Origin of the sequence: Streptomyces sp. NPDC087422 (genome assembly GCF_044744145.1) — a bacterium.
Lineage (GTDB): Bacteria > Actinomycetota > Actinomycetes > Streptomycetales > Streptomycetaceae > Actinacidiphila.
In genome coordinates this window covers 48766-71203 of record NZ_JBIUXT010000013.1, presented here as the reverse complement: position 1 = coordinate 71203, position 22438 = coordinate 48766, and the positions used below count along the sequence as shown (strand labels likewise).

The 22438-nt window shown below is 73.4% G+C and carries 21 protein-coding genes; 15 read left to right on the top strand and 6 right to left on the bottom strand.

Annotation, left to right across the window (positions count from 1 at the left end):
* Positions 1 to 142: 142 nt before the first annotated feature.
* Together ACIO6U_RS30965 and ACIO6U_RS30960 are read right to left on the bottom strand one after the other, a co-directional pair.
* The gene (locus ACIO6U_RS30965; RefSeq protein WP_355343125.1) at positions 143 to 1285 is read right to left on the bottom strand and encodes a N(5)-(carboxyethyl)ornithine synthase; all 1143 of its coding nucleotides are present in this window, start codon (positions 1283 to 1285) and stop codon (positions 143 to 145) included.
* Positions 1286 to 1489: 204 nt separating this feature from the next.
* Entirely contained in the window at positions 1490 to 2623 is a 1134-nt protein-coding gene (locus ACIO6U_RS30960) for an aminotransferase class V-fold PLP-dependent enzyme (protein ID WP_391047094.1), read from the bottom strand.
* A 355-nt stretch (positions 2624 to 2978) separates the two neighbouring features.
* On the opposite strand from ACIO6U_RS30960, the gene ACIO6U_RS30955 reads away from it, so the two are divergent.
* From ACIO6U_RS30955 to ACIO6U_RS30945, 3 genes are all read left to right on the top strand, one after another.
* Complete coding sequence (locus tag ACIO6U_RS30955; RefSeq protein ID WP_401305052.1) at positions 2979 to 4550, top strand: DUF445 domain-containing protein; 1572 nt, start codon at positions 2979 to 2981, stop codon at positions 4548 to 4550.
* A gap of 33 nt (positions 4551 to 4583) precedes the next feature.
* Positions 4584 to 5480, top strand: coding sequence for a class E sortase (locus ACIO6U_RS30950; RefSeq protein ID WP_401724133.1), 897 nt, complete (start codon positions 4584 to 4586; stop codon positions 5478 to 5480).
* Between the two features lie 205 nt (positions 5481 to 5685).
* On the top strand, positions 5686 to 6540 hold the full coding sequence (locus ACIO6U_RS30945; protein WP_355343134.1) for a fumarylacetoacetate hydrolase family protein: 855 nt from the start codon (positions 5686 to 5688) through the stop codon (positions 6538 to 6540).
* Positions 6541 to 6612: 72 nt separating this feature from the next.
* Here the strand turns inward: ACIO6U_RS30945 and ACIO6U_RS30940 are convergent, their stop codons facing one another.
* Positions 6613 to 7203 carry a GNAT family N-acetyltransferase gene (locus ACIO6U_RS30940; RefSeq protein ID WP_401724130.1) on the bottom strand — a complete coding sequence of 197 codons (591 nt, stop codon included), beginning with the start codon at positions 7201 to 7203 and terminating at the stop codon, positions 6613 to 6615.
* Between the two features lie 282 nt (positions 7204 to 7485).
* Between ACIO6U_RS30940 and rox the strand changes: the two genes are divergently transcribed.
* On the top strand, positions 7486 to 8916 hold the full coding sequence (gene rox, locus ACIO6U_RS30935; RefSeq protein WP_401724127.1) for a rifampin monooxygenase: 1431 nt from the start codon (positions 7486 to 7488) through the stop codon (positions 8914 to 8916).
* Positions 8917 to 9029: 113 nt separating this feature from the next.
* On the opposite strand, the gene ACIO6U_RS30930 is transcribed toward rox, so the two are convergent.
* Positions 9030 to 9512 carry a heme-degrading domain-containing protein gene (locus ACIO6U_RS30930; RefSeq protein WP_355343140.1) on the bottom strand — a complete coding sequence of 161 codons (483 nt, stop codon included), beginning with the start codon at positions 9510 to 9512 and terminating at the stop codon, positions 9030 to 9032.
* The gene (locus ACIO6U_RS30925) at positions 9509 to 10573 is read right to left on the bottom strand and encodes a Gfo/Idh/MocA family oxidoreductase (RefSeq protein WP_401724123.1); all 1065 of its coding nucleotides are present in this window, start codon (positions 10571 to 10573) and stop codon (positions 9509 to 9511) included. Before ACIO6U_RS30925 ends, ACIO6U_RS30930 begins: the two co-directional genes overlap by 4 nt.
* A 56-nt stretch (positions 10574 to 10629) precedes the next feature.
* Between ACIO6U_RS30925 and ACIO6U_RS30920 the strand changes: the two genes are divergently transcribed.
* The 11 genes from ACIO6U_RS30920 to ACIO6U_RS30870 all read left to right on the top strand — a co-directional run bounded on the left by ACIO6U_RS30920 (position 10630) and on the right by ACIO6U_RS30870 (position 21656).
* Positions 10630 to 12120: an ROK family transcriptional regulator gene (locus ACIO6U_RS30920; protein ID WP_401724121.1), complete on the top strand. Its 1491-nt coding sequence runs from the start codon at positions 10630 to 10632 to the stop codon at positions 12118 to 12120.
* Between the two features lie 69 nt (positions 12121 to 12189).
* Positions 12190 to 12954 carry a GntR family transcriptional regulator gene (locus ACIO6U_RS30915; RefSeq protein WP_355343149.1) on the top strand — a complete coding sequence of 255 codons (765 nt, stop codon included), beginning with the start codon at positions 12190 to 12192 and terminating at the stop codon, positions 12952 to 12954.
* Between the two features lie 132 nt (positions 12955 to 13086).
* Positions 13087 to 14205: a TIGR03364 family FAD-dependent oxidoreductase gene (locus tag ACIO6U_RS30910; protein ID WP_401724119.1), complete on the top strand. Its 1119-nt coding sequence runs from the start codon at positions 13087 to 13089 to the stop codon at positions 14203 to 14205.
* A 5-nt stretch (positions 14206 to 14210) separates the two neighbouring features.
* Positions 14211 to 14981 (top strand): phosphonatase-like hydrolase, encoded by a 771-nt coding sequence (locus ACIO6U_RS30905; protein WP_355343155.1) that lies wholly within the window; start codon positions 14211 to 14213, stop codon positions 14979 to 14981.
* Positions 14978 to 16135 (top strand): ABC transporter ATP-binding protein, encoded by a 1158-nt coding sequence (locus tag ACIO6U_RS30900; protein WP_401724116.1) that lies wholly within the window; start codon positions 14978 to 14980, stop codon positions 16133 to 16135. The genes ACIO6U_RS30905 and ACIO6U_RS30900 overlap by 4 nt, the downstream gene beginning before the upstream one ends.
* Entirely contained in the window at positions 16128 to 17150 is a 1023-nt protein-coding gene (locus ACIO6U_RS30895) for a 2-aminoethylphosphonate ABC transporter permease subunit (protein WP_401724114.1), read from the top strand. Before ACIO6U_RS30900 ends, ACIO6U_RS30895 begins: the two co-directional genes overlap by 8 nt.
* The gene (locus tag ACIO6U_RS30890) at positions 17137 to 17967 is read left to right on the top strand and encodes an ABC transporter permease (RefSeq protein WP_401724111.1); all 831 of its coding nucleotides are present in this window, start codon (positions 17137 to 17139) and stop codon (positions 17965 to 17967) included. The genes ACIO6U_RS30895 and ACIO6U_RS30890 overlap by 14 nt, the downstream gene beginning before the upstream one ends.
* Positions 17968 to 17995: 28 nt before the next feature.
* Positions 17996 to 19084, top strand: coding sequence for a 2-aminoethylphosphonate ABC transporter substrate-binding protein (locus ACIO6U_RS30885; protein WP_401724109.1), 1089 nt, complete (start codon positions 17996 to 17998; stop codon positions 19082 to 19084).
* A gap of 267 nt (positions 19085 to 19351) precedes the next feature.
* A complete protein-coding gene (locus ACIO6U_RS30880) occupies positions 19352 to 20131 on the top strand; it encodes an HAD-IIA family hydrolase (protein WP_401724106.1) in 780 nt (259 codons plus the stop codon).
* A gap of 224 nt (positions 20132 to 20355) precedes the next feature.
* The gene (locus ACIO6U_RS30875) at positions 20356 to 20970 is read left to right on the top strand and encodes a hypothetical protein (RefSeq protein ID WP_401724103.1); all 615 of its coding nucleotides are present in this window, start codon (positions 20356 to 20358) and stop codon (positions 20968 to 20970) included.
* 5 nt (positions 20971 to 20975) lie between these two features.
* On the top strand, positions 20976 to 21656 hold the full coding sequence (locus ACIO6U_RS30870; protein ID WP_188283612.1) for a class F sortase: 681 nt from the start codon (positions 20976 to 20978) through the stop codon (positions 21654 to 21656).
* A gap of 193 nt (positions 21657 to 21849) precedes the next feature.
* Here ACIO6U_RS30870 and ACIO6U_RS30865 read toward each other — a convergent pair whose 3' ends face one another.
* Positions 21850 to 22398, bottom strand: coding sequence for a hypothetical protein (locus ACIO6U_RS30865; RefSeq protein WP_355343174.1), 549 nt, complete (start codon positions 22396 to 22398; stop codon positions 21850 to 21852).
* Positions 22399 to 22438 lie beyond the last annotated feature (40 nt).

The following is a 22438-nucleotide window of genomic DNA, read 5'->3' as shown; positions in this document are numbered from 1 at the left end:
GAAGCGGTCCGCACCTGACGGGCGCACCTGAACGGACCGCCCCCGACCGGGCGCACCTGAACGGACCGCCCCGACAGACCGCCCCCGACCGGCCGGGGCGCGTACGACCGCGAGGCCGTACGCGCCCCGGCCGGCGATACGGCTACGGCCGTGCCGGGACGTGGTCGTGCGGATACTCCTCGGCGCGGTGCTGGAAGGCCAGCACCTTGGGGTTCTGCACGGTCCCGCCGCGGATCTCGATCGCCCGCCGCAGGGTGTCGTCCGCGTCCCAGCCCGCCGGGCCCTCCAGGACGCGCCGCAGATACGGCAGCAGCGCCTCGCTGATCTCCCAGGTGGCCGAGTTCCACAGGTACGACGGGCTGTGGTCGACGCCGTAGTACTGGACGTGGTCGCCGACGGTGAACATCGGGTCGGTGAAGGTGGTGGGCCTGGCCCACGCGAAGCCCATGCCCTCGTCGCAGGACACGTCGATGATCAGCGTGCCGGGCGCGAGGCTGGGCAGGTCGTCCTCTATCAGGAACATCAGCGGCGCGTCGGTGTCCTGGAGCACGCAGTTGACGATGATGTCGTGCCCGGCGAGGAATTCGGCCAGCGGCTGCGGGCCGTCCTCGGTCAGGACGACGCTGCGCCGCGGGTCGAGGGTGTCGTCGGCCTCGTCGTGGTCGAAGTGCACGATCCGCGCGGAGTGGATGGGCGAGCTGACGGCTGTCACACCGCGGGCGGTGAGCACGTCCACATCGTGCACGCCCAGCGCGCTGAGCGCGGTGACCGCGCCGCGGGCGGTCGCGCCGAAGCCGATCACGACCGCGCGCTGCCGCCGCCCGTAGTCACCGGTGACCCCGGTGAGCTGCATGGCGTGCAGCACCGAGGAGTATCCGGCCAGCTCGTTGTTCTTGTGGAAGACGTGCAGGTTGAACGAGCCGTTGCGGTGCCAGTGGTTCATCGCCTCGAAGGCGATCAGGGTCAGCCGCCGGTCGATCGCGGCCTGGGTGACCTTCTCGTCCTGCACGCAGTGCGGCCAGCCCCACAGGACCTGGCCCTCGCGCAGTTCCGCCAGGTCCTCGTGGAGCGGCTTGGCCAGCAGGACGACATCGCACTCGGCGATCAGTTCCTCGCGCCGCCGGAAACCGGCGACGAGCGGCGCGAGCTGTTCGTCCGGCACACCGAAGTGCTCGCCGTAACCGGTCTGGAGATAGATGCTGCCGAGCAGGTCGGCGTCGATGCGTTCGAAGTGGGCCGGATGGATGGGCAGACGGTGCTCGTTCTCCTTGCGCGTCTGCGCCATGATTCCGAGCGTGAGGTGCGGCTGCTGCGGGTTCTGCCTGTGCTGCTTGAGCTGCTGCAAAATGCCCCTTTGGTTACTCCCTGTGTAGCACACGGGGAGTGGGCGCGACGCCCCCCGCGTCAGGGGCGGCACGGGGGACGCGGGGGACGTCGGGGGGACAGCCGCTGTGGGCGGCACGCGTGCGCGGGGCCGCCCGCCGCCGGATCAGCGCAGCGACGTCAGGGCCGCGCGGACGCGGTCGACGGCCGCGAGCCGGGTGGAGGCGTGCGCGGACAGCCGTACCGAGTCCGTACGGACCGACGGCGTGACCCCGTGCGCGTGCAGGGCCTTCGCGACGTGCCGCGGGTCGGTGCCGGGCAGCCGGAAGGAGACGATCCCGGCCCGCTCGGCGGGGTCGGTGGGGGACAGGACGTCGCCGCCGCAGGACCGGACGGCGTCGATGAACTGGCCGACCCGCGCGCGGATGTGCGCCTCGACGGCCGGTACGCCGACGCCCTCCACCAGCTCCAGCGCCGTGGCCAGCGCGGCGGCCGTGACCGGGCTCAGATTGGTGGTGCTCCAGCGCTGGGCGCCGGGCGCGGGCGGGTGCTCGACGTCGTCGAAGACGCCCGCGTCCTCGACGCCGGTCCAGCCGCCGAGCGTCGGCTCCAGACGGTCGAGCGCGAGGTCGGAGAGGATTCCGAAGCCGGTCGCCCAGCTCGCCCGCAGCCACTTCTGGCCGCCCGCGACCACCACGTCCGCCGCCGCCCACGGCAGATCCGCCACCCCGAAGCCCTGGATGGCGTCCACCACCAGCAGCCGGTCCGGGCCGATCACCTCGCGCAGCGCCGCCAGATCCGCCCGGTAGCCGGTCCGGAAGTCCACGGCGCTGACCGACACGGCCACGACGTCGTCGGTCAGCGCCGCCCGTACGGCGTCCGCGGTGATCCGCCCCCGCGCGTCCGGCTCCAGCACGCGCGGTACGGCGCGGCCCAGCTCCGCGCTGCGCCGCCACGGGTAGTGGTTGGCGGGGAACTCGCCCGCGGGCACCAGCACCGTGCCCGCCGGGAGGCCGAAGGCCGCGTGGAACAGACCGGTCGAGGTGTTCGGCAGCAGCACCGTGTGCGCCGCGTCGGTGCCCGCCAGCCGGGCGGCGGCCTCCCGCGCCCTGGGCTCGGCGCGCATCAGGTCGTTCACCGTGTCCTGGTCGGCGTGGGCCGACCTCTCCAGCGCCTCGGCCGTCGCGGCCAGCACGTCCCGCGAGGGCGGACCGTAACGGGCGAAGTCGAGATAGCCCTCCGGCTCCTCGAAGTGCTCGGCGTAACCGGGCAGCCCTCCGGTGGCGTGCGGCGCTGTCATCGCGGTGTGCTCCCTGTCGCTGTCTGTCGCTCGTACGTGGCGGTGCCGTGCGGGGGTATGCGTGCGTCGTGGGCCGTTCCCGGTGCCGGGAGGCACCGGGAACCCGCCGTTCGTTCCCCCATTGTCGGCGCGGGGGGAAAGCGCCGGCACGACGGGTACGGGCGCGCGGACGAGGAGGCGCACGGGAGCGGGAAGCGGGAGCGCGTACGGGCTGGCGTACGTGCGCGCGTACGGGCAGGCGTACCGGAGCGCGTACGGGCTGGCGTACGTGCGCGCGTACGACAAGGATCACCGGGCCGTGACGGCCGCGGGCGGCGACAATACCCGGGTGGACACGCGGGCGGAGCGGGAGCGGATGGAAACGGCGAGCACGAGCGGCGGGACCGGTACGGGCGGGGCGGCGGGTGCGGGCAGTGCGGCCCCGGCGGCCCATGGCCCCGCGGCCAACGGCGCACGGCCGGAATCAGGCGGACGGATCGCGCTCGGGCCCGAGGCCGGGGACGCTGCGCCGACGGCCGACGGCTCGGGCCCCGGCGGCGCGTCCCGGAACGGCGCAGGCGGCGGGGGCCACGGCGGCTCCGGGGGCTCCGGCGGCTCGGGCTCCGGCTCCGGGCCCGGTTCCGCCCCGCGCGGGCGGCCCTCACCGCGCGGCGGACTGGCCGACGCGCCCGGCGGCGCCGCGGCCGAGGAGGAGCGCCGCAGGGGCCTGCGCCGGATGAAGCTGATCGCGACCGGCTTCCTGCTGGTCGCGACCGTCGTCTACGCGCTCGCGAAGTGGGCGGACTCGCGGGGCGCGGGCGGCTGGGCCGGTTACGTGGCCGCCGCCGCGGAGGCGGGCATGGTCGGCGCGCTCGCCGACTGGTTCGCGGTCACCGCGCTCTTCCGCCGCCCGCTGGGCCTGCCCATCCCGCACACCGCGATCATCCCGACCAAGAAGGACGCCCTCGGCGCCAGCCTCGGCGACTTCGTCGGCGAGAACTTCCTGTCGGCCGAGGTCGTCCGCACCCGGCTGCGGGCGGTCGGCATCGGCACCCGGCTCGGCGGCTGGCTGTCGGAACCCGCCAACGCCGACAAGGTCACCGAGCAGGCCGCCGCCGCGCTGCGCGGCATGTTCACGGTGCTGCGCGACTCCGACGTGCAGGCCGTGGTCAGCGAGGCGATCACCCGGCGCGCGGAGGCCCAGGAGGTCGCGCCGGGGCTCGGCAAGATGCTGGAGCGGATCGTCGCCGACGGCGGCCACCGCCGCATGGTCGACCTGGTCTGCGTCCGCGCCCACGACTGGCTGGTCGAGCACGGCGACTCGGTCATGGACGCGGTGCAGGGCGGCGCCCCCGGCTGGACCCCGCGCTTCGTGGACCGCAAGGTCGGCGAGCGGGTCTACAAGGAGCTGCTGCGCTTCGTCACCGAGATGCGCGATTCCCCCGGCCACCCGGCGCGCGGCGCCGTCGACCGCTTCCTCGGCGACTTCGCCGTCGAGCTCCAGTCCGACCCGGACACCCGCGCCCGCGTCGAGCGGCTGAAGAGGGACCTGCTGGCGCGCGGCGAGGTGCAGGACCTCATCGCGTCCGTGTGGGGCGCGGTGCGCACGATGATGGTCGCCGCCGCCGAGGACGAGCGCAGCGAGCTGCGGATGCGCGCCCGCGCCTCCCTGCTGTCGCTCGGCCGCAAGCTGGCCACCGACCCGCGGCTCCAGGAGAAGGTCGACGTCTGGCTGGAGGACGCCGCCACGTATCTCGTGACCACCTACCGCGACGAGATCACCTCGCTGATCTCCGAGACCGTCGCGGGCTGGGACGCCGACCAGACGTCCCGCAAGATCGAGAACCACGTCGGCCGCGACCTCCAGTTCATCCGGATCAACGGCACCGTCGTCGGCGCCCTCGCGGGCCTGGCCATCTTCGCCATCTCCCGCCTCGCGGGGGGCTGACGGGCGGCGCCGTACCGCCGTATCGTTGCCGATGTGACGGTTCGTCAGATACGGCACGGTCGGCGGGGTGCGACGTCCAGGCGGGGGTCGGGCCCGCCCCGGCGGCGGCGCGTCGTCGCCTACGGGCACGGCTACGGCCGCCGCTACGGGCAGGCGTACGGCCCCGGTTACGGCCGCGGGCCCCGTCCTCGGCGCTCGCTGACCGGGCGGCTGCTGTGGGCGGCGGCCGAACTGGCCATGACCGCGGGGGCGCTCGTACTCCTGCTCGTCGTCCACCAGTTGTGGTGGACCAATGTGCAGGCGCACGCGACGGCCCGGCGCGAAGTCGCCGCGCTGGAACGGAGTTGGGGCACGCCGTCGCCCTCTCCCGCGGCGCCCTCGCCGGGTACCGGCGCGCCGAGTGACGATCCGGCCGTCACGCCGAGCGGCCCGGCCCCGTCCGCCGCCGCGCCGCCGCCCTCCTCGAAGGGCGGCACTCGCGATCCGGGCTTCGCCGTCATCCACATTCCCCGGATCGGGATCACCGCGCCGATCGCCGAGGGCATCAGCAAGTCCGCGATCCTCAACCACGGTTACGTCGGCCACTACCCCGGCACCGCGGGGCCCGGCGCCACCGGCAACTTCGCCCTCGCCGGGCACCGCAACACCCACGGCGAGCCGTTCCGCTACATCAACCGGCTCCGCGTCGGCGACACCGTCGAGGTCGAGACGGCCGCCTATCGCTACACGTACGTGATCCGCGAAGTCCTTCCCCAGACGTATGCCTCCGACGGCACCGTCATCGCGCCCATTCCCTACAGCTCCGTCCACTCCTCCGCCCGTATGCGCGGGGTCGCGCACTACATCACGCTCACCACCTGCACTCCCGAATTCACCTCCCGCTACCGCCTCGTCCTCTGGGGCACCCTCCAATCCACCGCCTCCCGCTAGGGCCTGTCCGGGGCCCGGGCCCGTGCGGTTCTCCCGCCGGGGCGGCTGTCCCACGGGGTGGGCCGGGGGTTGCGCGGGCCGGGGGCGGAGTTGGAGGATCGGACAAGACATCCGATGACCGTTCCCACCGGGTGCCGACCGATGACCGAGCCCCGGACCGGGGCAGGCCGCCCAGAGGCGACCGGAAAAAAATGGGAGTACCCACGTGAAGCTGCTGCGAGTCGGCCCCGCCGGGGCGGAGCGCCCGGCCCTGCTCGACGGAGACGGTGTCCTGCGTGACCTGAGCGGTCTGGTGACCGACATCGACGGGAAGCTCCTCGCCGATTCGGCGGCGCTCACCGCGGTGGCCGAGGCCGCGGCCGACGGCTCGCTCCCGTCGCTCGACCCGTCGCTGCGGGTCGGCCCGCCGCTGTCCCGGATAGGCAAGATCGTCTGCATCGGGCTCAACTACCACGACCACGCGGCCGAGACCGGCGCCCAGGCGCCGGGCGAGCCCGTCGTGTTCATGAAGGCCCCGGACACGGTCGTCGGCCCCGACGACACGGTGCTGGTGCCGCGCGGCAGCGAAAAGACCGACTGGGAAGTGGAGTTGGCCGTCGTCATCGGCCGCGAACTGCGCTACGCCGCCTCGCACGAGGAGGCGCTGGCCGCCGTCGCGGGGTACACCATCGCGCACGACGTCTCCGAGCGCGCGTTCCAGATCGAGCGCGGCGGCCAGTGGGACAAGGGCAAGAACTGCGAGACCTTCAACCCCCTCGGCCCCTGGCTCGTCACCGCCGACGAGGTCCCCGACCCGCAGGCCCTGCGCCTCCGGCTCTGGGTCAACGGCGAGCTGAAGCAGGACGGCTCCACCGCGAGCCAGATCTTCCCCGTCGCCGAAGTCGTCCGCTACCTCAGCCACTTCATGACGCTCTACCCCGGCGACGTCATCAACACCGGCACCCCCGCCGGTGTGGCGATGGGCCAGCCCGAACCCAAGCCGTACCTCCGGCCCGGCGACGTCGTCGAGCTGAGCATCGACGGACTCGGCACGCAGCGCCAGCAGTTCACGTCCGCCTGACCCCACCGCGCGGCCGTTGACCGGCACGCGCACAGCGGGCCCGCCCCCCGGGCGGGCCCGCCCCGAAGCCCGTCACGCCGTGACGAAGTAGGGCTCACGCCCTGCCGCCCGCTCGTTGGCCTCGAATTCGACCGCGAGCAGCCCGAAGTGATGCACGTCCCGATAGGCGCCGCCCTGGAACACGTGCTCACGCTGCACGCCCTCCGCGGTGAAACCGAGTTTGCGCTGGAGCGCCAACGACCCCTCGTTGCCTCCGTAGACCTCGGCACAACAGCGGTGATACCGCCGTTCCCCGAACATGAACGACAGGACCAGCCGCATGGCCTCGGATGCGTAGCCGCGGCGCTGGTACGCGGCACCGAGATGAATGCCGTAATGGAAGTTGCCGTTCAGCCGGTCGCAGTCGTTCAGCACGACAGCACCCACCGGCTTCCCGTTGTCCAGGGCCTCGATGACGAGCAGGTACTCGTCCTCCGTACGGCTCGGCCCTTTCTCGCTCTGCTCTTGAAGGCGCTTGCGAGCCGCGGCCGCGGAAATCGGCAGCATCAGCCGCTCACCGTCCCGTTGCGTCTCCGCCTCGGACTCGAACGCGGCCAGTTGCTCCCAGTCCTCGGGCTCCAGGCCCCGCAGGCGCACCCGCTCGCCCGTCCAGAACCGCGTCACTCCACCCATGCTCAGCCCCCGCCGTCTGTCGCTGTCTCGCGCGGGCCATGACGTCGACCCGGTCCGGGCTGCCAGCGTACGGGGGTGGGCCGGGCTGAATTCCGGGGTGCGGAGGCCGGGTATGCGAATGGGCAAGGAGAGTGGGTACTCCTTGCCCTTCTTAAGGTATAGCGCAAGGGGGGCCTTGCGGCAAGGGGGTGCTGGGGTCGCACAATGGGCGGCCGGAGGCCAGAGGTGCGGTGAATCTGGCGGAATGCACGGCTTTGTGGACGGGGACATCTGATGGTGGACGTGACCGTCGTCGGCAGTGGGCCGACGGGGTTGATGCTGGCGAGCGAGCTGCGGTTGCAGGGCGTGGACGTCGTGGTGCTGGACCGGGAGGCGGAGCCGACGTCGTTGGTGCGGGCGCTGGGGCTGCACGCGCGGAGCATCGAGATCATGGACCAGCGCGGGCTGCTGGAGCGGTTCCTGGCGCTGGGGACGCAGCACCGGGTCGGGGGATTCTTCGGGGGGCTCGGCAAGGAGTGGCCGCGGCGGCTGGATACGGCGCACGGATATGTGCTGGGGATCTTCCAGACGGTCACCGAACGGCTGCTGACCGAGCACGCGCGGGAGCTGGGCGTGGAGTTCAGGCGCGGCTGCGAGGTCGTGGGGCTGAGCCAGGACGACGAGGGGGTGACGGCGGAGCTGGCGGACGGGTCGCGGCTGCGGTCGCGGTACCTCGTGGGGTGCGACGGCGGCCGGAGCACGGTGCGCAAGCTGCTCGGCATCGGATTCCCGGGGGAGCCGAGCAGGGTGGAGACGCTGATCGGCGAGATGGAACTGGACGTCGACCAGGAGACGTTGGCGGCCGTGACGGCCGAGGTGCGCAAGACCGAGAAGCGCTTCGGGGCGATGCCGCTCGGTGACGGGACGTACCGGGTGGTCGTGCCCGCGAAGGGCGTCAGCGCGGACCGGGCGGTCCCGCCGACGCTGGAGGACTTCAAGGAGCGGCTGACGGCCTTCGGCGGCACCGACTTCGGCGTGCACTCACCGCGCTCGCTGTCGCGGTTCGGCGACACGACCCGCCTGGCGGACAGCTACCGCGTGGGCCGGGCGCTGCTGGCGGGGGACGCGGCGCACATCCACCCGCCGACCGGCGGCCAGGGCCTCAACCTCGGCGTGCAGGACGCGTTCAACCTCGGCTGGAAGCTGGCCGCCGCCGTCAACGGCTGGGCCCCGGAAGGGCTGTTGGACACCTACGAGACCGAGCGCCGCCCGGTGGCCGCCGCCGTACTGGACAACACCCGCGCCCAAATGGAGCTGATGTCCACGGAGCCGGGAGCCATGGCGGTGCGCCGACTGCTGTCGGAACTGGCCGAGTTCGAGAACGTCAACACGTATCTGATCGAGAAGATCACCGCGATCGCCATCCGTTACGACGTCGGCGAGGGGCACGAACTGCTCGGCCGGCGGCTGCGCGACGTGGAGTTGAAGCGCGGCCACCTCTACGGGCTGATGCGCCAGGGGCGCGGTCTGCTGCTCGACCGGACCGGGGGCGCGCTCTCGGTCGACGGGTGGGCGGACCGGGTCGACCACGTGGTCGACGTCAGCGAGGAACTGGACGTCCCCGCCGTCCTGTTGCGCCCGGACGGCCATGTCGTGTGGGTCGGCGAGGACCAGGCGGAACTGCGCGCCCTGATGCCGAAGTGGTTCGGGGCCCCCGCCGACTGAGCGATCACGCCGACTGAGCGATCACGCCGACCATGAAGCTCACGGCGACCGTCAAGCTCACGGCGACCGACCGTCAAGCTCACGGCGATCACGCCCACCCACCGCGCTCGCCGTCAGGCGCCCGCCTCCGCCAGATAGCGGGTGAGCGCCGCCACGACCAGCGCGTGGTCCTCGACCTGCGGGAGGCCGGAGACGGCGACGACCCCGACCACGCCGACTCCCGCCACCCGCAGGGGGAACGCGCCGCCGTGCGCCGCGTACAGGTCGGGGTCGAGCCGCGAGGACTCCTCGAAGCTGCCGCCCTTGGCCCGGAACCGCTCGCCGACCAGCAGTGACGAGGCGTGGTAGCGCTCGACGACCCGCGCCTTACGGGCCAGCCAGGCGTCGTTGTCGGGGGTGGTGCCGTCCAGGGCGTGGTGGAAGAGCTGCTGACCGCCGCGCCGGATGTCGACGGTGACGGCGGCGCCGCCCTCGCGGGCCATCTCGACCAGCAGGGAGCCGAGCCGCCAGGCGTCGTCGTGGGTGAACCGGGGGAACACCAACTCCGCTTCCTGCGCCACGAGTTCGGCGACCCGCTCGCCACCGGGCGCGGTCACAGCGCCACCGTCCGGCCCTGCGTGGCCGAGAGCTTCGCGGCCTCCAGGACGTCCAGGGCGGCGGCGGCCTCCAGCGCCGTGACCGGCGGCGGGGTGCCGTCGCGCAGGGAGGCCAGGACACCGGCGTAGAAGGCGGGGTAGTCGCCGGGCACGGACGGCACCCGGCGCGAGTTGTCGTCGGTGCCGACGGTGCCCCACGAGGACTCCGGCTCCGCGCCCCACGCCGTGCCCTCGCCGGGGCGCAGGCCCTCGCGCAGCGCGGCCTCCTGGGGGTCAAGACCGTAGGTGACGTAGCCGCCGAGGCTGCCGAGGACGCGGAAACGCGGCCCGAGGCGGGCGGTGGTGGCGCTCATCCACAGGTGGGAGTGGACGCCGTTGGCGTGGGTGACGGCGATGAAGGTGTCGTCGTCCGCGGCGGCGCCGGGTCGCTGGACGTCGGACTCGGCGTACACCAGGGCGGCCGGGCCGAACAGCGCGAGCGCCTGGTCGACGAGGTGGCTGCCGAGGTCGTACAGCAGGCCGCCGATCTCGGCCGGGTCGCCGGACTCGCGCCAGCCGCCCTTGGGCTGCGGGCGCCACCGCTCGAACCGCGACTCGAAGCGCTGCACCTCGCCCAACTCGCCCTTGTCCAGCAGCCCTTGGAGGGTGAGGAAGTCGCTGTCCCAGCGCCGGTTCTGGAAGACGGAGAGCAGCAGGCCGCGGCGCTCGGCGAAGGCGGCCAGTTCGCGCGCCTCGGCCGCGGTGCCCGCGAGCGGCTTGTCCACCACGACCGGCAGCCCGGCGTCCAACGCGGCGGTGGCCAGCGGCACATGGGTGCGGTTGGGGGAGGCCAGGACGATCAGGTCCAGCTCGGACGCGCGCGCCCACAGCTCGTCGGCCGCCGCGGCGAAGCGTACGTCCGGGTGCTCGGCCAGCGCCTGGGCGCGGCGCTCGGGGCTGCCGGTGACGATCGTGTCGAGGACCAGGCCCTCGGTGGCGGCGATCAGCGGGGCGTGGAAGAAGGAGCCGGCCGGGCCGTAGCCGACGAGGCCGACGCGAAGGGGAGTGCCAGGGGTGCTCATGCGCTCCACTTTGGCAACAGTGTTGCCAAAGTGCAAGCGCGCGGGACAATGGCGGGGTGAACCCGTCCGCGCCCGGCGCCAACCTCCCCGCCCTCCGCAGCCACAACGCCGCGCTCGTCCTCGGCCTGCTCCGTACGGCCACGCTGTCGCCCGCCGACGCAGGCACGGACAGCGGCGGTACGGACAGCGGCGGTACGGACAGCGGGGGTACGAGCGGCGGAGGCACGGACAGCGGGGGTACGAGCGGCGGCGGCACGGGCAGCGGCGGTACGGACGGCCGCGCGCGGGGCATCAGCCGTCTGGAGCTGGCCGAGCGGACCGGCCTCACCCCCCAGGCGGTCAGCAAGATCACCGCCCGGCTGCGGGCCGAGGGACTGGTCGAGGAGGCCGGGCGGCGCGCCTCGACCGGCGGCAAGCCGCGCACCGAACTGCGGCTCGTCAGCGGCGCCCGGCACGCCGTCGGCGTCCACCTCGACGGGGAACGGCTCACCGCCGTCCTCACCGACCTCACCGGCCGTACCGTCGCCGAACGCGAGGCGCCGCTGGACCTCGGCCTGCCCGTGGAGTCCGCGCTCGCCGCGATCGTCCACGAAGTACGTCTCATCGCCGCCCGCGCCCCCGGCGCCGTCCTCGGCGTCGGCGTCGGCATGCGCGGCCCCCTCGACCACCGCACCGGCACCCTCCACCGCGTCACCGGCTTCCCGCACTGGCAGGGCGTCCCGCTCCGCGCCCGCCTGGCCGCCGCCCTCGGCCTCCCGGTCGCCCTCGACAAGAACACCAACGCGGCGGCCCTGTCGATCCTGGCCGAGGCCGTCCCGGCGGGAAGCGCCCCGACCGGGGCCGTTCTGGCCGGGACCGGGGAGGGCTCACCGCCCCCGGCCGCCGCCCCCGGCGGGTGGTCCGCACCGACGGAGTCCGCCCCGGCCCCCGTCACCGCCCCGGCCCCCGGAGCCGGTCGTCCCGCGTCCGGAGCCGGTCGTCCCGCGTCCGGAGCCGGCGGTCCCGCGACGGAGTCCGACCCCGCCCCTGGCGGCGAGCCGCCGACGGCGGCGGAGTCCGCAGCCGCCCGTCCCCGCCCCGCCGCAGGCGGCCCCCCGGCCTTCGCGTATCTGCACCTCGGGGCCGGGCTCGGCGCCGGGCTGGTGCTGGGCGGGGAGGTGTACCGGGGCGGGCGGACCGGGGCGGGGGAGTTCGGGCACCAGGCGGTGGAGCTGGGCGGGGTGCTGTGCGAGTGCGGCAACCGGGGCTGCCTGGAGGCGCTGTGCCTGGCGGCGGCCGGGCGCGGCGACACCGTGGGCGCGGCGCGGCTGCTGGGCGTCGGGGCGGCGAATCTGGTCGCGCTGCTCGACATCGACCGGGTGGTGCTGGGCGGCAGGACCGTACTGGCCGCGCCCGCCGTCTTCGCGGAGCAGGTCGCGGCCGTGCTGGCCGAGCGCGGCCGGAGCGTGCCCGTGGGATTCGCCGCGGCGGGCCCTCGCGCGGTGGCCGAGGGCGCCGCCCTGCTCGTCCTGGCCCCGCTCTTCGGCAATGTCCTCACCCACGTCTGACGCGTCCCCGCCCGCCCGTGAGCAGGGCTCCGGGACCGGGCACCCCGTCCGGTCTGCGAGGATCGGGCAATGGCCGACGCAGATCCGCAGAGCCCGATCCGGGCGGGCATCCCGGAGCACGGGCGGGTGCCGAAGTACTTCGCCGTCAAGACCCGCCTCGAAGTCGTGCTCGACGAGTTGGGCGAGGGCGGACTGCTGCCCACGGAGCGGGAGTTGGCGGCCCGCTTCGAGGTGGCGCGGGAGACCGTACGGCAGGCGCTGCGCGAACTGCTGATCCAGGGCCGGGTGCGCCGCAGGGGCCGCGGCACCGTCGTGGCCGGGCCCAAGCTGGAACAGCCGCTGTCCACCGACAGCTACACCGAGGGCGTACGGCGGCAGGGCCGCGTCCCCGGCCGTAATCTGATCGCGCTGGAGCGGCTGCCCGCCGACCCCGGTCTCGCCGCCGAACTGCGGCTCGCGCCCGGCGACCCGGTGTGGCACATGGAGCGCGTGCTGCTCGCCGACGAGGAGCGGGTCGGCCTGGAGAGCACGTATCTCGCGGTGGCCCGACTGCCGCACCTGGAAAGGGACTTCGCGCCCGACACCTCCTTCTACGCCTTTCTGCGCGAGCGGATCGGCGTCGAGCCGGTCTCGGTGGACGAGCGGATCGAGACGGTGCTGGCCACACCGCGCGAGGCGCTGCTGATCGGTACGCCGCCCGCGCTGCCGATGCTGCTGCTGCACCGGTCGAGCCGGGACGAGGCGGGCGAGCCGCTGGAGCGGGTGCGGTCGCTCTACCGCGGCGACCGCTTCAGCTTCACCGTCCACATGGAGAAGAGCGACCGGCGAGGCTGAGGTCCCCCGTGGCCGACGTCCCTTTTTCAGTCACGGAATGATAACGGGTCTAGTCCAAGCTTGGAGACCTGTTCACCCGGACGTCGGTAGCCGGACGCGAGACGGCCACCCTCCGCCGCGAATCTCGACGGCGTGAGAGTCACTGTCGTAGGAGCCGGAGCGCTGGGCACGATGCATGCCTGGCACGCAGTCAACCGCGGCCACGAGGTCGTCCACCTGGAGCGCGAGCGGGAGGCCCGCGGCGCGTCCGTGCGCAACTTCGGCCTCGTGTGGGTCGGCGGCCGGGCGGCCGGTGCCGAACTGGAGACCGCGCTGCGCGCCCGCGAGCTGTGGGAGGAGATCGGCGCCCGCGTGCCCGGCGTCGGCTTCCGCGCCAACGGCTCGCTCACCGTGGTCCGCACCCCGGCCGAGCGGGCCGTCGCCGAGGACGTCCTGGGCCGCCCCGACGCCGCCGAGCGCGGCTACAAGTGGCTGTCGCCCACCGAGGTCGCCGCCCACAACCCGGCCCTGCGCGGCGAACTCCTCGGCGCCCTGCTCTGCGAGCGCGACGCCGCCGTCGAGTCGCGCGTCGCCCTGCCCGCCCTGCGCGCCCACCTCGAAGCGACCGGCCGCTACACCTTCGTGGCCGGCCGCGAGGTCCGCGACGTCGACACCGGCCTGGTCCGCGACGACCACGGCACGTCGTACGCCTCCGACAGCGTCGTCGTCGCCACCGGCGCCTGGCTGACCGGTCTCGTCAAGGAACTCGCGCCGAGCCTGCCGGTACGCAGGGTCCGGCTCCAGATGGCGCAGACCGACCCGCTCGGCGAACCGCTGACGACCTCCGTCGCCGACGCCGACAGCTTCCGCTACTACCCCGCCTACGACGGCGCCGCGCTCGACGCCCTGCGCGCGGGCCAGCCGCAGCCGCCGGTCGCCGCCGAGCACCGCATGCAACTGCTCATGGTCCAGCGCCTCGACGGCGGCCTCACCATCGGCGACACCCACGAATACGACGAAGCCTTCGCCTTCGACGTGATCGAGGACCCGTACGACCACCTGCTGGAACGGGCCGCCGAACTCCTCGGCCGCCCCCTGCCCACGATCCGCCGCCGCTGGGCCGGGGTGTACGCGCAGTGCGCCGACACCACCCGGGTCGTCCACCGCGAGCAGGTACGCGACGGCGTGTGGCTGGTCACCGGCCCCGGCGGTCGCGGCATGACCTGCTCCCCGGCGATCGGCGAGGACACCGCGAACGAGATCGGCTGGTGAACGACATGACCGAGACCACGGCGGCTGCCGCCGCCCCCGCACCCACGGAGCCGGGACCCGCCGCCTCCGCCTCCGCCCCAGGCGATACGTCCGACCTGCGGCTTGTCGTCCTCGACATGGCCGGGACCACCGTCGCCGACGACGGCCTGGTCGAACTGGCCTTCTCGCGGGCGGCCGAGGAGTTGGGGGTCGAGCCCGGCAGCGCGGACCACAGCGCCAAACTCGACTACGTACGCGCCACGATGGGCGAGTCCAAGATCACCGTCTTCCGCGCCCTGTTCGGTGACGAGCGGGCGGCACGGCGCGGCAACGCGGCGTTCGAGACCGCGTACGCCGCACTCGTCGACGGCGGCCGGTGCGCGCCGCTGCCCGGCGCGCGCGAGACGATCGACGCGCTGCGCGAGGCGGGCCGCAAGGTCGTCCTGACCACCGGCTTCTCCCGCGTCACGCAGGACGCGATCCTCGACGCGCTCGGCTGGCGCGATGTCGCCGACCTCACCTTGTGCCCGGCCGACGCGGGCCGTGGCCGCCCCTACCCCGACATGGTGCTCACCGCGCTGCTGCGCACCGGCACCGACTCCGTCCGCCAGGTCGCGGTGGCCGGCGACACCGCCTACGACATGCTCAGCGGCGTCCGCGCGGGCGCCCCGCTGGTCGCGGGCGTCCTGACCGGCGCTCACACCGAGGCTCAGCTCATCGCGGCGGGCGCCACCCACGTCCTGGCCTCGATCGCCGAACTCCCCGCCGCCGTCGCCCGCCGGGAGACCCCGCGATGACCGCCGCCGACCACCCGGCGGCGGAGCCGACGCCCGCGCCCCCGCGCGCGGGCACGACCGGCCCCGCGGGCATCCGGTTCGCGCAGGTGACCGTCGCCTACCACGGCCAGACGGTGCTGGACTCGCTCGACCTGACCGTCGAGCGCGGGGAGGTCATGGCGCTGCTCGGCCCGTCGGGGTCGGGGAAGACGACGGCGCTGCGGGCGGTGGCGGGGTTCGTGCGGCCGGTCAGCGGGCGGGTGGCGATCGGGGGACGGGACGTGACGGACCTGCCGCCGTACCGGCGGGGCATCGGGATGGTGGTGCAGCAGTACGCGCTCTTCCCGCATCTGCGGGTGGACCAGAATGTGGCGTTCGGGCTCAAGGCGCAGAAGGTGCCGCGCGGCGAGGTGCCCGGGCGGGTGGCGGACGCGCTGGAGATGACCGGTATGGCCGCGTACGCCCGGCGCTATCCGCGGGAGCTGTCCGGCGGGCAGCAGCAGCGCGTGGCCATCGCCCGCGCGCTGGCGATCAGGCCGGGGGTGCTGCTGCTCGACGAGCCGCTGTCGGCGCTCGACGCGCAGCTCCGCTCCGGGATGCTCACCGAACTGGCCCGGCTGCACCGCGAGTTGCCCGAGGTCTCGATCCTGTACGTCACCCACGACCAGATCGAGGCGCTGACGCTCGCCGACCGTATCGCCGTCCTGGACAAGGCCAGGCTCCGGGACTGCGGCACCCCGCACGACCTCTACCGGCACCCGCGCACGGCCTTCACGGCCTCCTTCGTGGGCAACGCCAATCTGCTGAACGTCAGCGCGGGGGAGGACGGCGCCGTACGGCTGGCGGACACCACCCTCCAGGTGGCCGCGAGCGGTACGGACGGCCCGGCGCCTGGCGCCGAGGCGACGCTGTGCGTCCGCCCGCACGCGCTGCGGCTGGCCGCCGCATCCGAGGAAGGCGGCGGCAACGTCCTGCGCGGCACCGTCACCGCCGTGCAGTGGCGCGGCCACACGCACCGGCTGCTCGTCGCGGCGTACGGGCACGAACTGCGCGCCGACGTAGGGGACTTGCGGCAGCCGCCGCGGGCGGGCGACGAGGTCGGGCTGACCTTCGCGGCCGAGGACGCGGTGCTGCTGCCCGCGGGGCTCGGCGCGGGAGGTGTCGGCGTTGGCTAGGACGACGCAGGCGCCGCTCGTACCGGAGGCGAAGCCGGACGCCACACCGGGCGCCCCACCGGACGCGAAGCCGGACGCCACACCGGACGCCACACCGGCCGCGCGCACCGCCACGTCCGCCGCGGACAAGGGCGGTTCGCGGCGGTTGACCGTGCCCGGCCCGCTCTGGGCCCTGCCGCCCCTGGCCGCGATCGGCTTCTTCTTCCTCTATCCGCTCTTCCTGGTCGGCAAGCAGTCCCTCTCACCGGACAGCGGCAGCCACTCCGTGTCCGCGTACACCGACGTGTTCACGGAGGAGTCGTTCCGCAAGGCGCTGTGGAACACCGTGTGGATCGCGGTCGGTTCGACCGCGGGCTGTCTGGTCCTCGGCTTCGTCCTGGCCCTGGTGATCGCCTTCGTGCCGTTCCCCGGCGGCAAGGCGCTCAGCCGCTTCATCGACATCTTCCTGGCCTTCCCCTCCTTCCTGATCACCCTCGCGCTGCTGTTCCTCTACGGCACCGTCGGCATGGCCAACGGCCTGTGGACGGACGTGACGGGCGGCGCGAGCGGCAGCGGCCCGATCGACTTCCTGCGCACGCCGTGGGGCGTACTCCTGGCGGAGATCACGTACTTCACGCCCTTCGTGATGCGCCCGCTGCTCGCGGCCTTCTCCCAGGTGGAGACCGCCCAGTTGGAGGTCGCCTCGTCGCTGGGCGCGCGGGCGCCGCGGATCGTACGGCAGGTGATCCTCCCCGAGGCGCTGCCGTCGCTCGCGGCGGGCGGCAGCCTCGTCCTGGTCATGTGCCTCAACGAGTTCGGCATCGTGCTCTTCACCGGCGCCAAAGGCGTCACCACCCTGCCGATGCTCGTCTACAGCAAGGCGATCCTCGACGGCGACTACCCGGGGGCGTGCGTCGTCGCGGTCGTCGCCGTCGTGCTGTCGGTGACGCTCTACGGCCTCTACCGGGCCGTCGTGGCCCGTACCACCACCCTCGCAGGAGGCTTCACCGGAGGTGCCCGCCGTGCTGGTGCATAGCCGCAGCGGTCGCTGGACGGCCTGGGCCGTCTTCTTCGTCCTGTTCCTGCCGGTCTTCGCGCTGCCCTTCCTCGTCGTGCTGATGGCGTCCTTCGCCACCAACTGGAGCGGCGCCTTCCCGTCCCACCCGACGCTGACGCACTATCAGGACATCACCAAGGGCGACTCGGCGCACGCCCTGACCACCAGCCTGTGGACGGCGCTGGCCGCCAGCGTGCTGGCCCTGCTCGTCGGCGGCTGGGCGGCGCTCGCCGCCGAACGCCTGCGCGGCTGGCAACGGCGCCTGCTCGACACCCTGTTCATGCTGCCCGTCGCCGTGCCGTCCGTCGTGGTCGGCCTGTCCCTGCTGGTCGCCTTCTCCAAGCCCCCGCTGCTGCTCAACGGCACCCGCGAGATCGTGATCCTGGCCCACACCGTCCTGGTCACCGCCTTCGCCTACCAGTCCGTGAGCGCCGCGCTCGTCCGCCTCGACCCGGCGTACGAGCGGAGCGCCGCGAGCCTGGGCGCGCGGCCCGCGTACGTGCTGTGGCGGATCAGGCTTCCGCTGCTGCTGCCCTCGCTCACCGCCGCCGCCGGACTCTGCTTCGCCCTGTCCATGGGCGAGTTGAGCGCCACGATGATGCTCTACCCGCCCGACTGGCTGCCGCTGCCGGTCCAGATCTACGGCGCGACGAACCGCGGTTCGCTCTACTCGGGCGCCGCCCTGGCCGTCGTCCTCATGGTGACGACCCTGCTCGTCCTGCTCGGGATGTCCCGCGTCCGCACCCGGGCCTCCTACCGCTGCCCCCCCCTTTTCCCCTTTCTCCTTCCCGATTGACCACACCCAGCAAGGAGTTCGACCTGCCATGCGCAAGCGCAGCCCCATCACCCCGCTCACCGCCGTCGCCGGCACCCTCACGCTCGGTCTCGCCCTCGCCGCCTGCGGCGGCTCCTCCGACTCCGGCTCCGGTTCCTCGGACGGCAAGGCGTCCACCGAGGTCACCGTCTACAGCGCCGACGGCCTGCACAACGAGGCCGGGGACGGCTTCTACGACAAGGTGTTCAAGGACTTCACGGCGAAGACCGGCATCAAGGTCAACTACGTCGAGGGCGGCTCGGGCGAGGTCGTGCAGCGCGTGATCCGCGAGAAGTCCAACACCAAGGCCGACCTGATCGTCACGCTGCCGCCCTTCATCCAGCAGGCCGACGCCAAGGGGCTGCTGACCACGTACAAACCCGCCGGTTCCGACAAGGTCGACGCCGCCGACAAGGGCGCGGACGGCGACTGGACCTCGATCGTCAACAACTACCTGTGCTTCATCTACAACACCAAGGAACTGCCGACCCCGCCCAAGACCTGGAACGACCTGCTGGACGGCAAGTTCAAGAACAAGCTCCAGTACTCCACCCCCGGTGTCGCGGGCGACGGCACCGCCGTCGTCATCAAGGCCATGCACGACTTCGGCGGCCAGGCCCCGGCGATGGAGTACCTGAAGAAGCTCCAGGCCAACAACGTCGGCCCGTCCGCGTCCACCGGCCAGCTCGCCTCCAAGGTCGACAAGGGCGAACTGCTGGTCGCCAACGGCGATGTGCAGATGAACTACGCGGACCAGGCGACGATGCCGCACCAGGGCATCTTCTTCCCGGCCGCCGACGCCTCGGGCAAGCCGACCACCTTCGCGCTGCCGTACGCGGCCGGGCTGGTGAAGAACGCGCCGCACGAGGACGCGGCCAAGAAGCTGCTCGACTACTTCCTGACCACCGAGGTCCAGCAGCAGGTCTCCTCGATCGGCGGCGGCTTCGCGGCCCGCACCGACGTGACCGCGACCGACGCCAACGCCGCCAAGCTCAAGCAGATCATGTCGGGCGTGGACGTCTTCACCCCCGACTGGTCCGACATCGACGCCCACCTGACCGACTACGTGGACGCGTGGAAGACCGCCACCGGAAGCTGACTCCTGGCCGAGCGGCAGGTCACCGGTCAGCCGGCCGTTGGCTGACCGGGGGACCTCCGTGACGCGGCGGCCGACCAGCACGCGAGACGGCCGGGGCGGGTGCCATCCGCCCCGGCTACGCTGGTGAGTGAAGCCGTGGGCAGAAGCCGGCGTGCTGAGGCCGTGGGCTGAAGCCGGCGTGCTGAAGCCGTGCGCGGAAGCGGCGCGCGGATGCCGCGAGCGGATGCCCCGGGCGCGAGCTGTGCGAGGAACAGGAGAGCGGAACCCGTGTCGACACGCAGGCCCATCGAGTCGTGGCTCACCGACATGGACGGGGTGCTGATCCATGAGGGCACGCCCATCCCGGGCGCCGACGCCTTCATCAAGGGGCTGAAGGAGTCCGGCAAGCCCTTCCTGGTGCTCACCAACAACTCCATCTACACCCCGCGCGACCTGCACGCCCGGCTGACCCGCATGGGCCTCGACGTACCGGTCGAGAACATCTGGACGTCCGCGCTGGCCACCGCCAAGTTCCTGGACGACCAGCGTCCCGGCGGCACCGCGTACGTGATCGGCGAGGCGGGGCTGACCACCGCCCTGCACGACGTCGGCTACATCCTCACCGACACCGACCCGGACTACGTCGTCCTCGGCGAGACCCGCACCTACAGCTTCGAGGCGCTCACCAAGGCGATCCGGCTGATCAACAACGGCGCCCGCTTCATCGGCACCAACCCCGACGAGACCGGGCCGTCCCCCGAGGGCGTGCTGCCCGCGACCGGCTCGGTGGCCGCGCTGATCACCAAGGCCACCGGCAAGGACCCCTACTTCGTGGGCAAGCCCAACCCGCTGATGATGCGCGCCGGGCTCAACGCGATCGGCGCGCACAGCGAGACCAGCGCGATGATCGGCGACCGGATGGACACCGACGTGCTGGCCGGCCTGGAGTCCGGCATGACCACGTTCCTGGTGCTGACCGGCCTCACCGGGCCCGCCGACATCGACCGCCACCCCTTCCGCCCCTCGCGCGTCGTGAACTCGATCGCGGACCTCGTGTCGGAGATCTGAGCCCCGGCCCGCAGCCCCCAGCGCCGGCCCCCGAGCCGGCGCGCGGCCCTCGGAGCCCCGGGCCCGGGAAAGCCGAGCCGACACACCGATTCGTCACTCTCCGTAGAGCGTCCCTCACTCTGATGGACGATTGAGGCGCCCCTCGGGGTGCGGGCGGCGGCCGTCGCAGGGATGTTCGTAAGCACCGGGCGCGAGTCCCCGCTCCCGGACGAGCGGAGGTCTCCATGTTCGGTCTGAAACTGCCCGTCATCGCCGCAGCCGGTGCCGCCGGAGTGTTCGCGCTCGGTGGCGCCTCGGGGCTGCCCAGCCAGGCGATCGCCGACTCGGGCGGAGGGGGATCGTCGTCCTCTTCCTCCTCGTCGTCGTCCTCGTCCTCGTCGTCCAGCTCCTCGGACTCGATGGACGTGTCGCCCGCCAGCGTGGCGCCGGGTGGTGTCGTGAGCCTGCACCTGGAGACCTCCTGCAAGTCCGGCGGCAAGGCCCGCGCCAGCGCCGAGGTCTTCGTGGACACCGTCACCCTCGCCCCGGCGAGCGACGGCTCCCACTCGCTCGAAGGCACCGCGTTCATCAAGTCCGACGCGGTCGACGGCTCGTACGAGATCTCCGTCGAGTGCAACGGCTCCTCCAGCTCCGCGTCCGCGTCCGTGACGGTCACCGGCGCCAGCACCTCGCTGCCGATCGCGCCCGTCCCCGCGGGCGGCGGCGGTACCGCGCAGCTCGCGGCCGGGCCCGGCACGGCCGGTTCCGACACCAGCGCGCTGCTGGTCACCGGCGGCTTCGCGGCCATCGGCCTGGCGGGCCTCGTGATCCACCGGCGCCGCAGCTCCGACCGCGGCTGACCGGCATGGCGGAAGGGGCGGAGGCCGCGGGCGGCGGCGAGGACGGTCCACGGCCCGACAACAGGACCTGGACGACCGCGGCCGTCGCCCTCGTGCTGCTCGCGGCCTGGCTGTTCGGGCACGACGGCGGCGGCAGCGGCACGGAGGCCACCCCCGGCGGCCGGGCGCTGGCCGCCGCCGCTGCCGACCGCCCGCGCGAGGTCTACGCCCCCCACCTGCCGATGCCCGCCTCCACGCCGCTGCGCATCGACATCGCCTCGATCGGGCTGCACGCCAAGCTCGTCGGCCGCGGCCTGAAGGACGGCGCGGTCGACCCGCCGCCGTACGCCACCCCGGACGTCGCGGGCTGGTACCGCGACGGACCGTCGCCGGGAACGGCGGGCGCGGCGCTGATCGTCGGCCACGTCGACACCGAGACCCGCGCGGCCGTCTTCTACGGGCTGAGCACCGTCGAGCCGGGCGCGCTGGTGGAGGTGACCCGCGCGGACGGCACGGTCGCCGAATTCTCCGTCGAGGGCGTCGAGGTGGTGGAGAAGGACCACTTCGACGCCAACCGGGTGTACGGGTCCTCCGGGCGCCCGGAGCTGCGGCTGATCACCTGCGGCGGCTCCTTCGACAAGGAGAAGCAGGCGTACTCGGCGAACGTCGTGGTCTTCGCGGCGCTGACCGGCAACCGCACGACCTGACGCACGCAGTACGACCTGACGCACGCAGTACGGCCCGAGGCGCGTGCGCCTGACGCACGTGCGGCCCGGCACGCCGACGGCCCGGCACGCGGACGGCCTGACGCGCGTGTCGAGACCCGCATCCCTCCCGGGGTGCGTACCGCGCCCGGCCGGTGGCTCGCCTCCCCCGCGAAGCCGCCCGGCCGGGCGCTCCTCACCCTCGGGCGCCTGGACTGCGGGAGGCGTCCGGCGCGGCCGGGGGAGTGGGGGGAACCGTAGGGGCGTGGGGCAGTTGGGTCCTGAAGCGGATGAGCACGGCGCCGTCCACGGCGTGGTGCACCTGGACCCCGTCGATCGTCACCGGGTGGGCCGCGGCCTCGGCGAGCCGCCTGCACAGGTCCCTGGCCTCGTCGCGGGCCGGTTCCGGCACCGGCTCCGCGCCGTCGCCGGGCAGCCCGTGGTCGTAGCCGTAGTCGGTGACCGCGACCGCGCAGTGCCCGCCGTCCACGCCCAGGGTGACGCGGTAGCGCCGGGCCAGGCTGTGGGCGACCAGGTAGGCGCACGCCAGTGAGGTGGCGTCGGTGATCAGGGCGCCGATCCCGCCGTACGGGCCGCCGAGCGTGTCGAGGGCGGCGCGGGTCATACGGGCCGCCAGTTCGTCGCTGCCGGGCAGGCGGCCGACGGAGAAGGTCCAGGACACGTCGAGCACCGGGCGGTCGGCTTCGCGTGGGGGGAGGTACGCGGATGCCGCGAGCTTGACCATGGGCAAACCAAGTCCTGGCGTCGTCGGGCCGTGCCTGAGC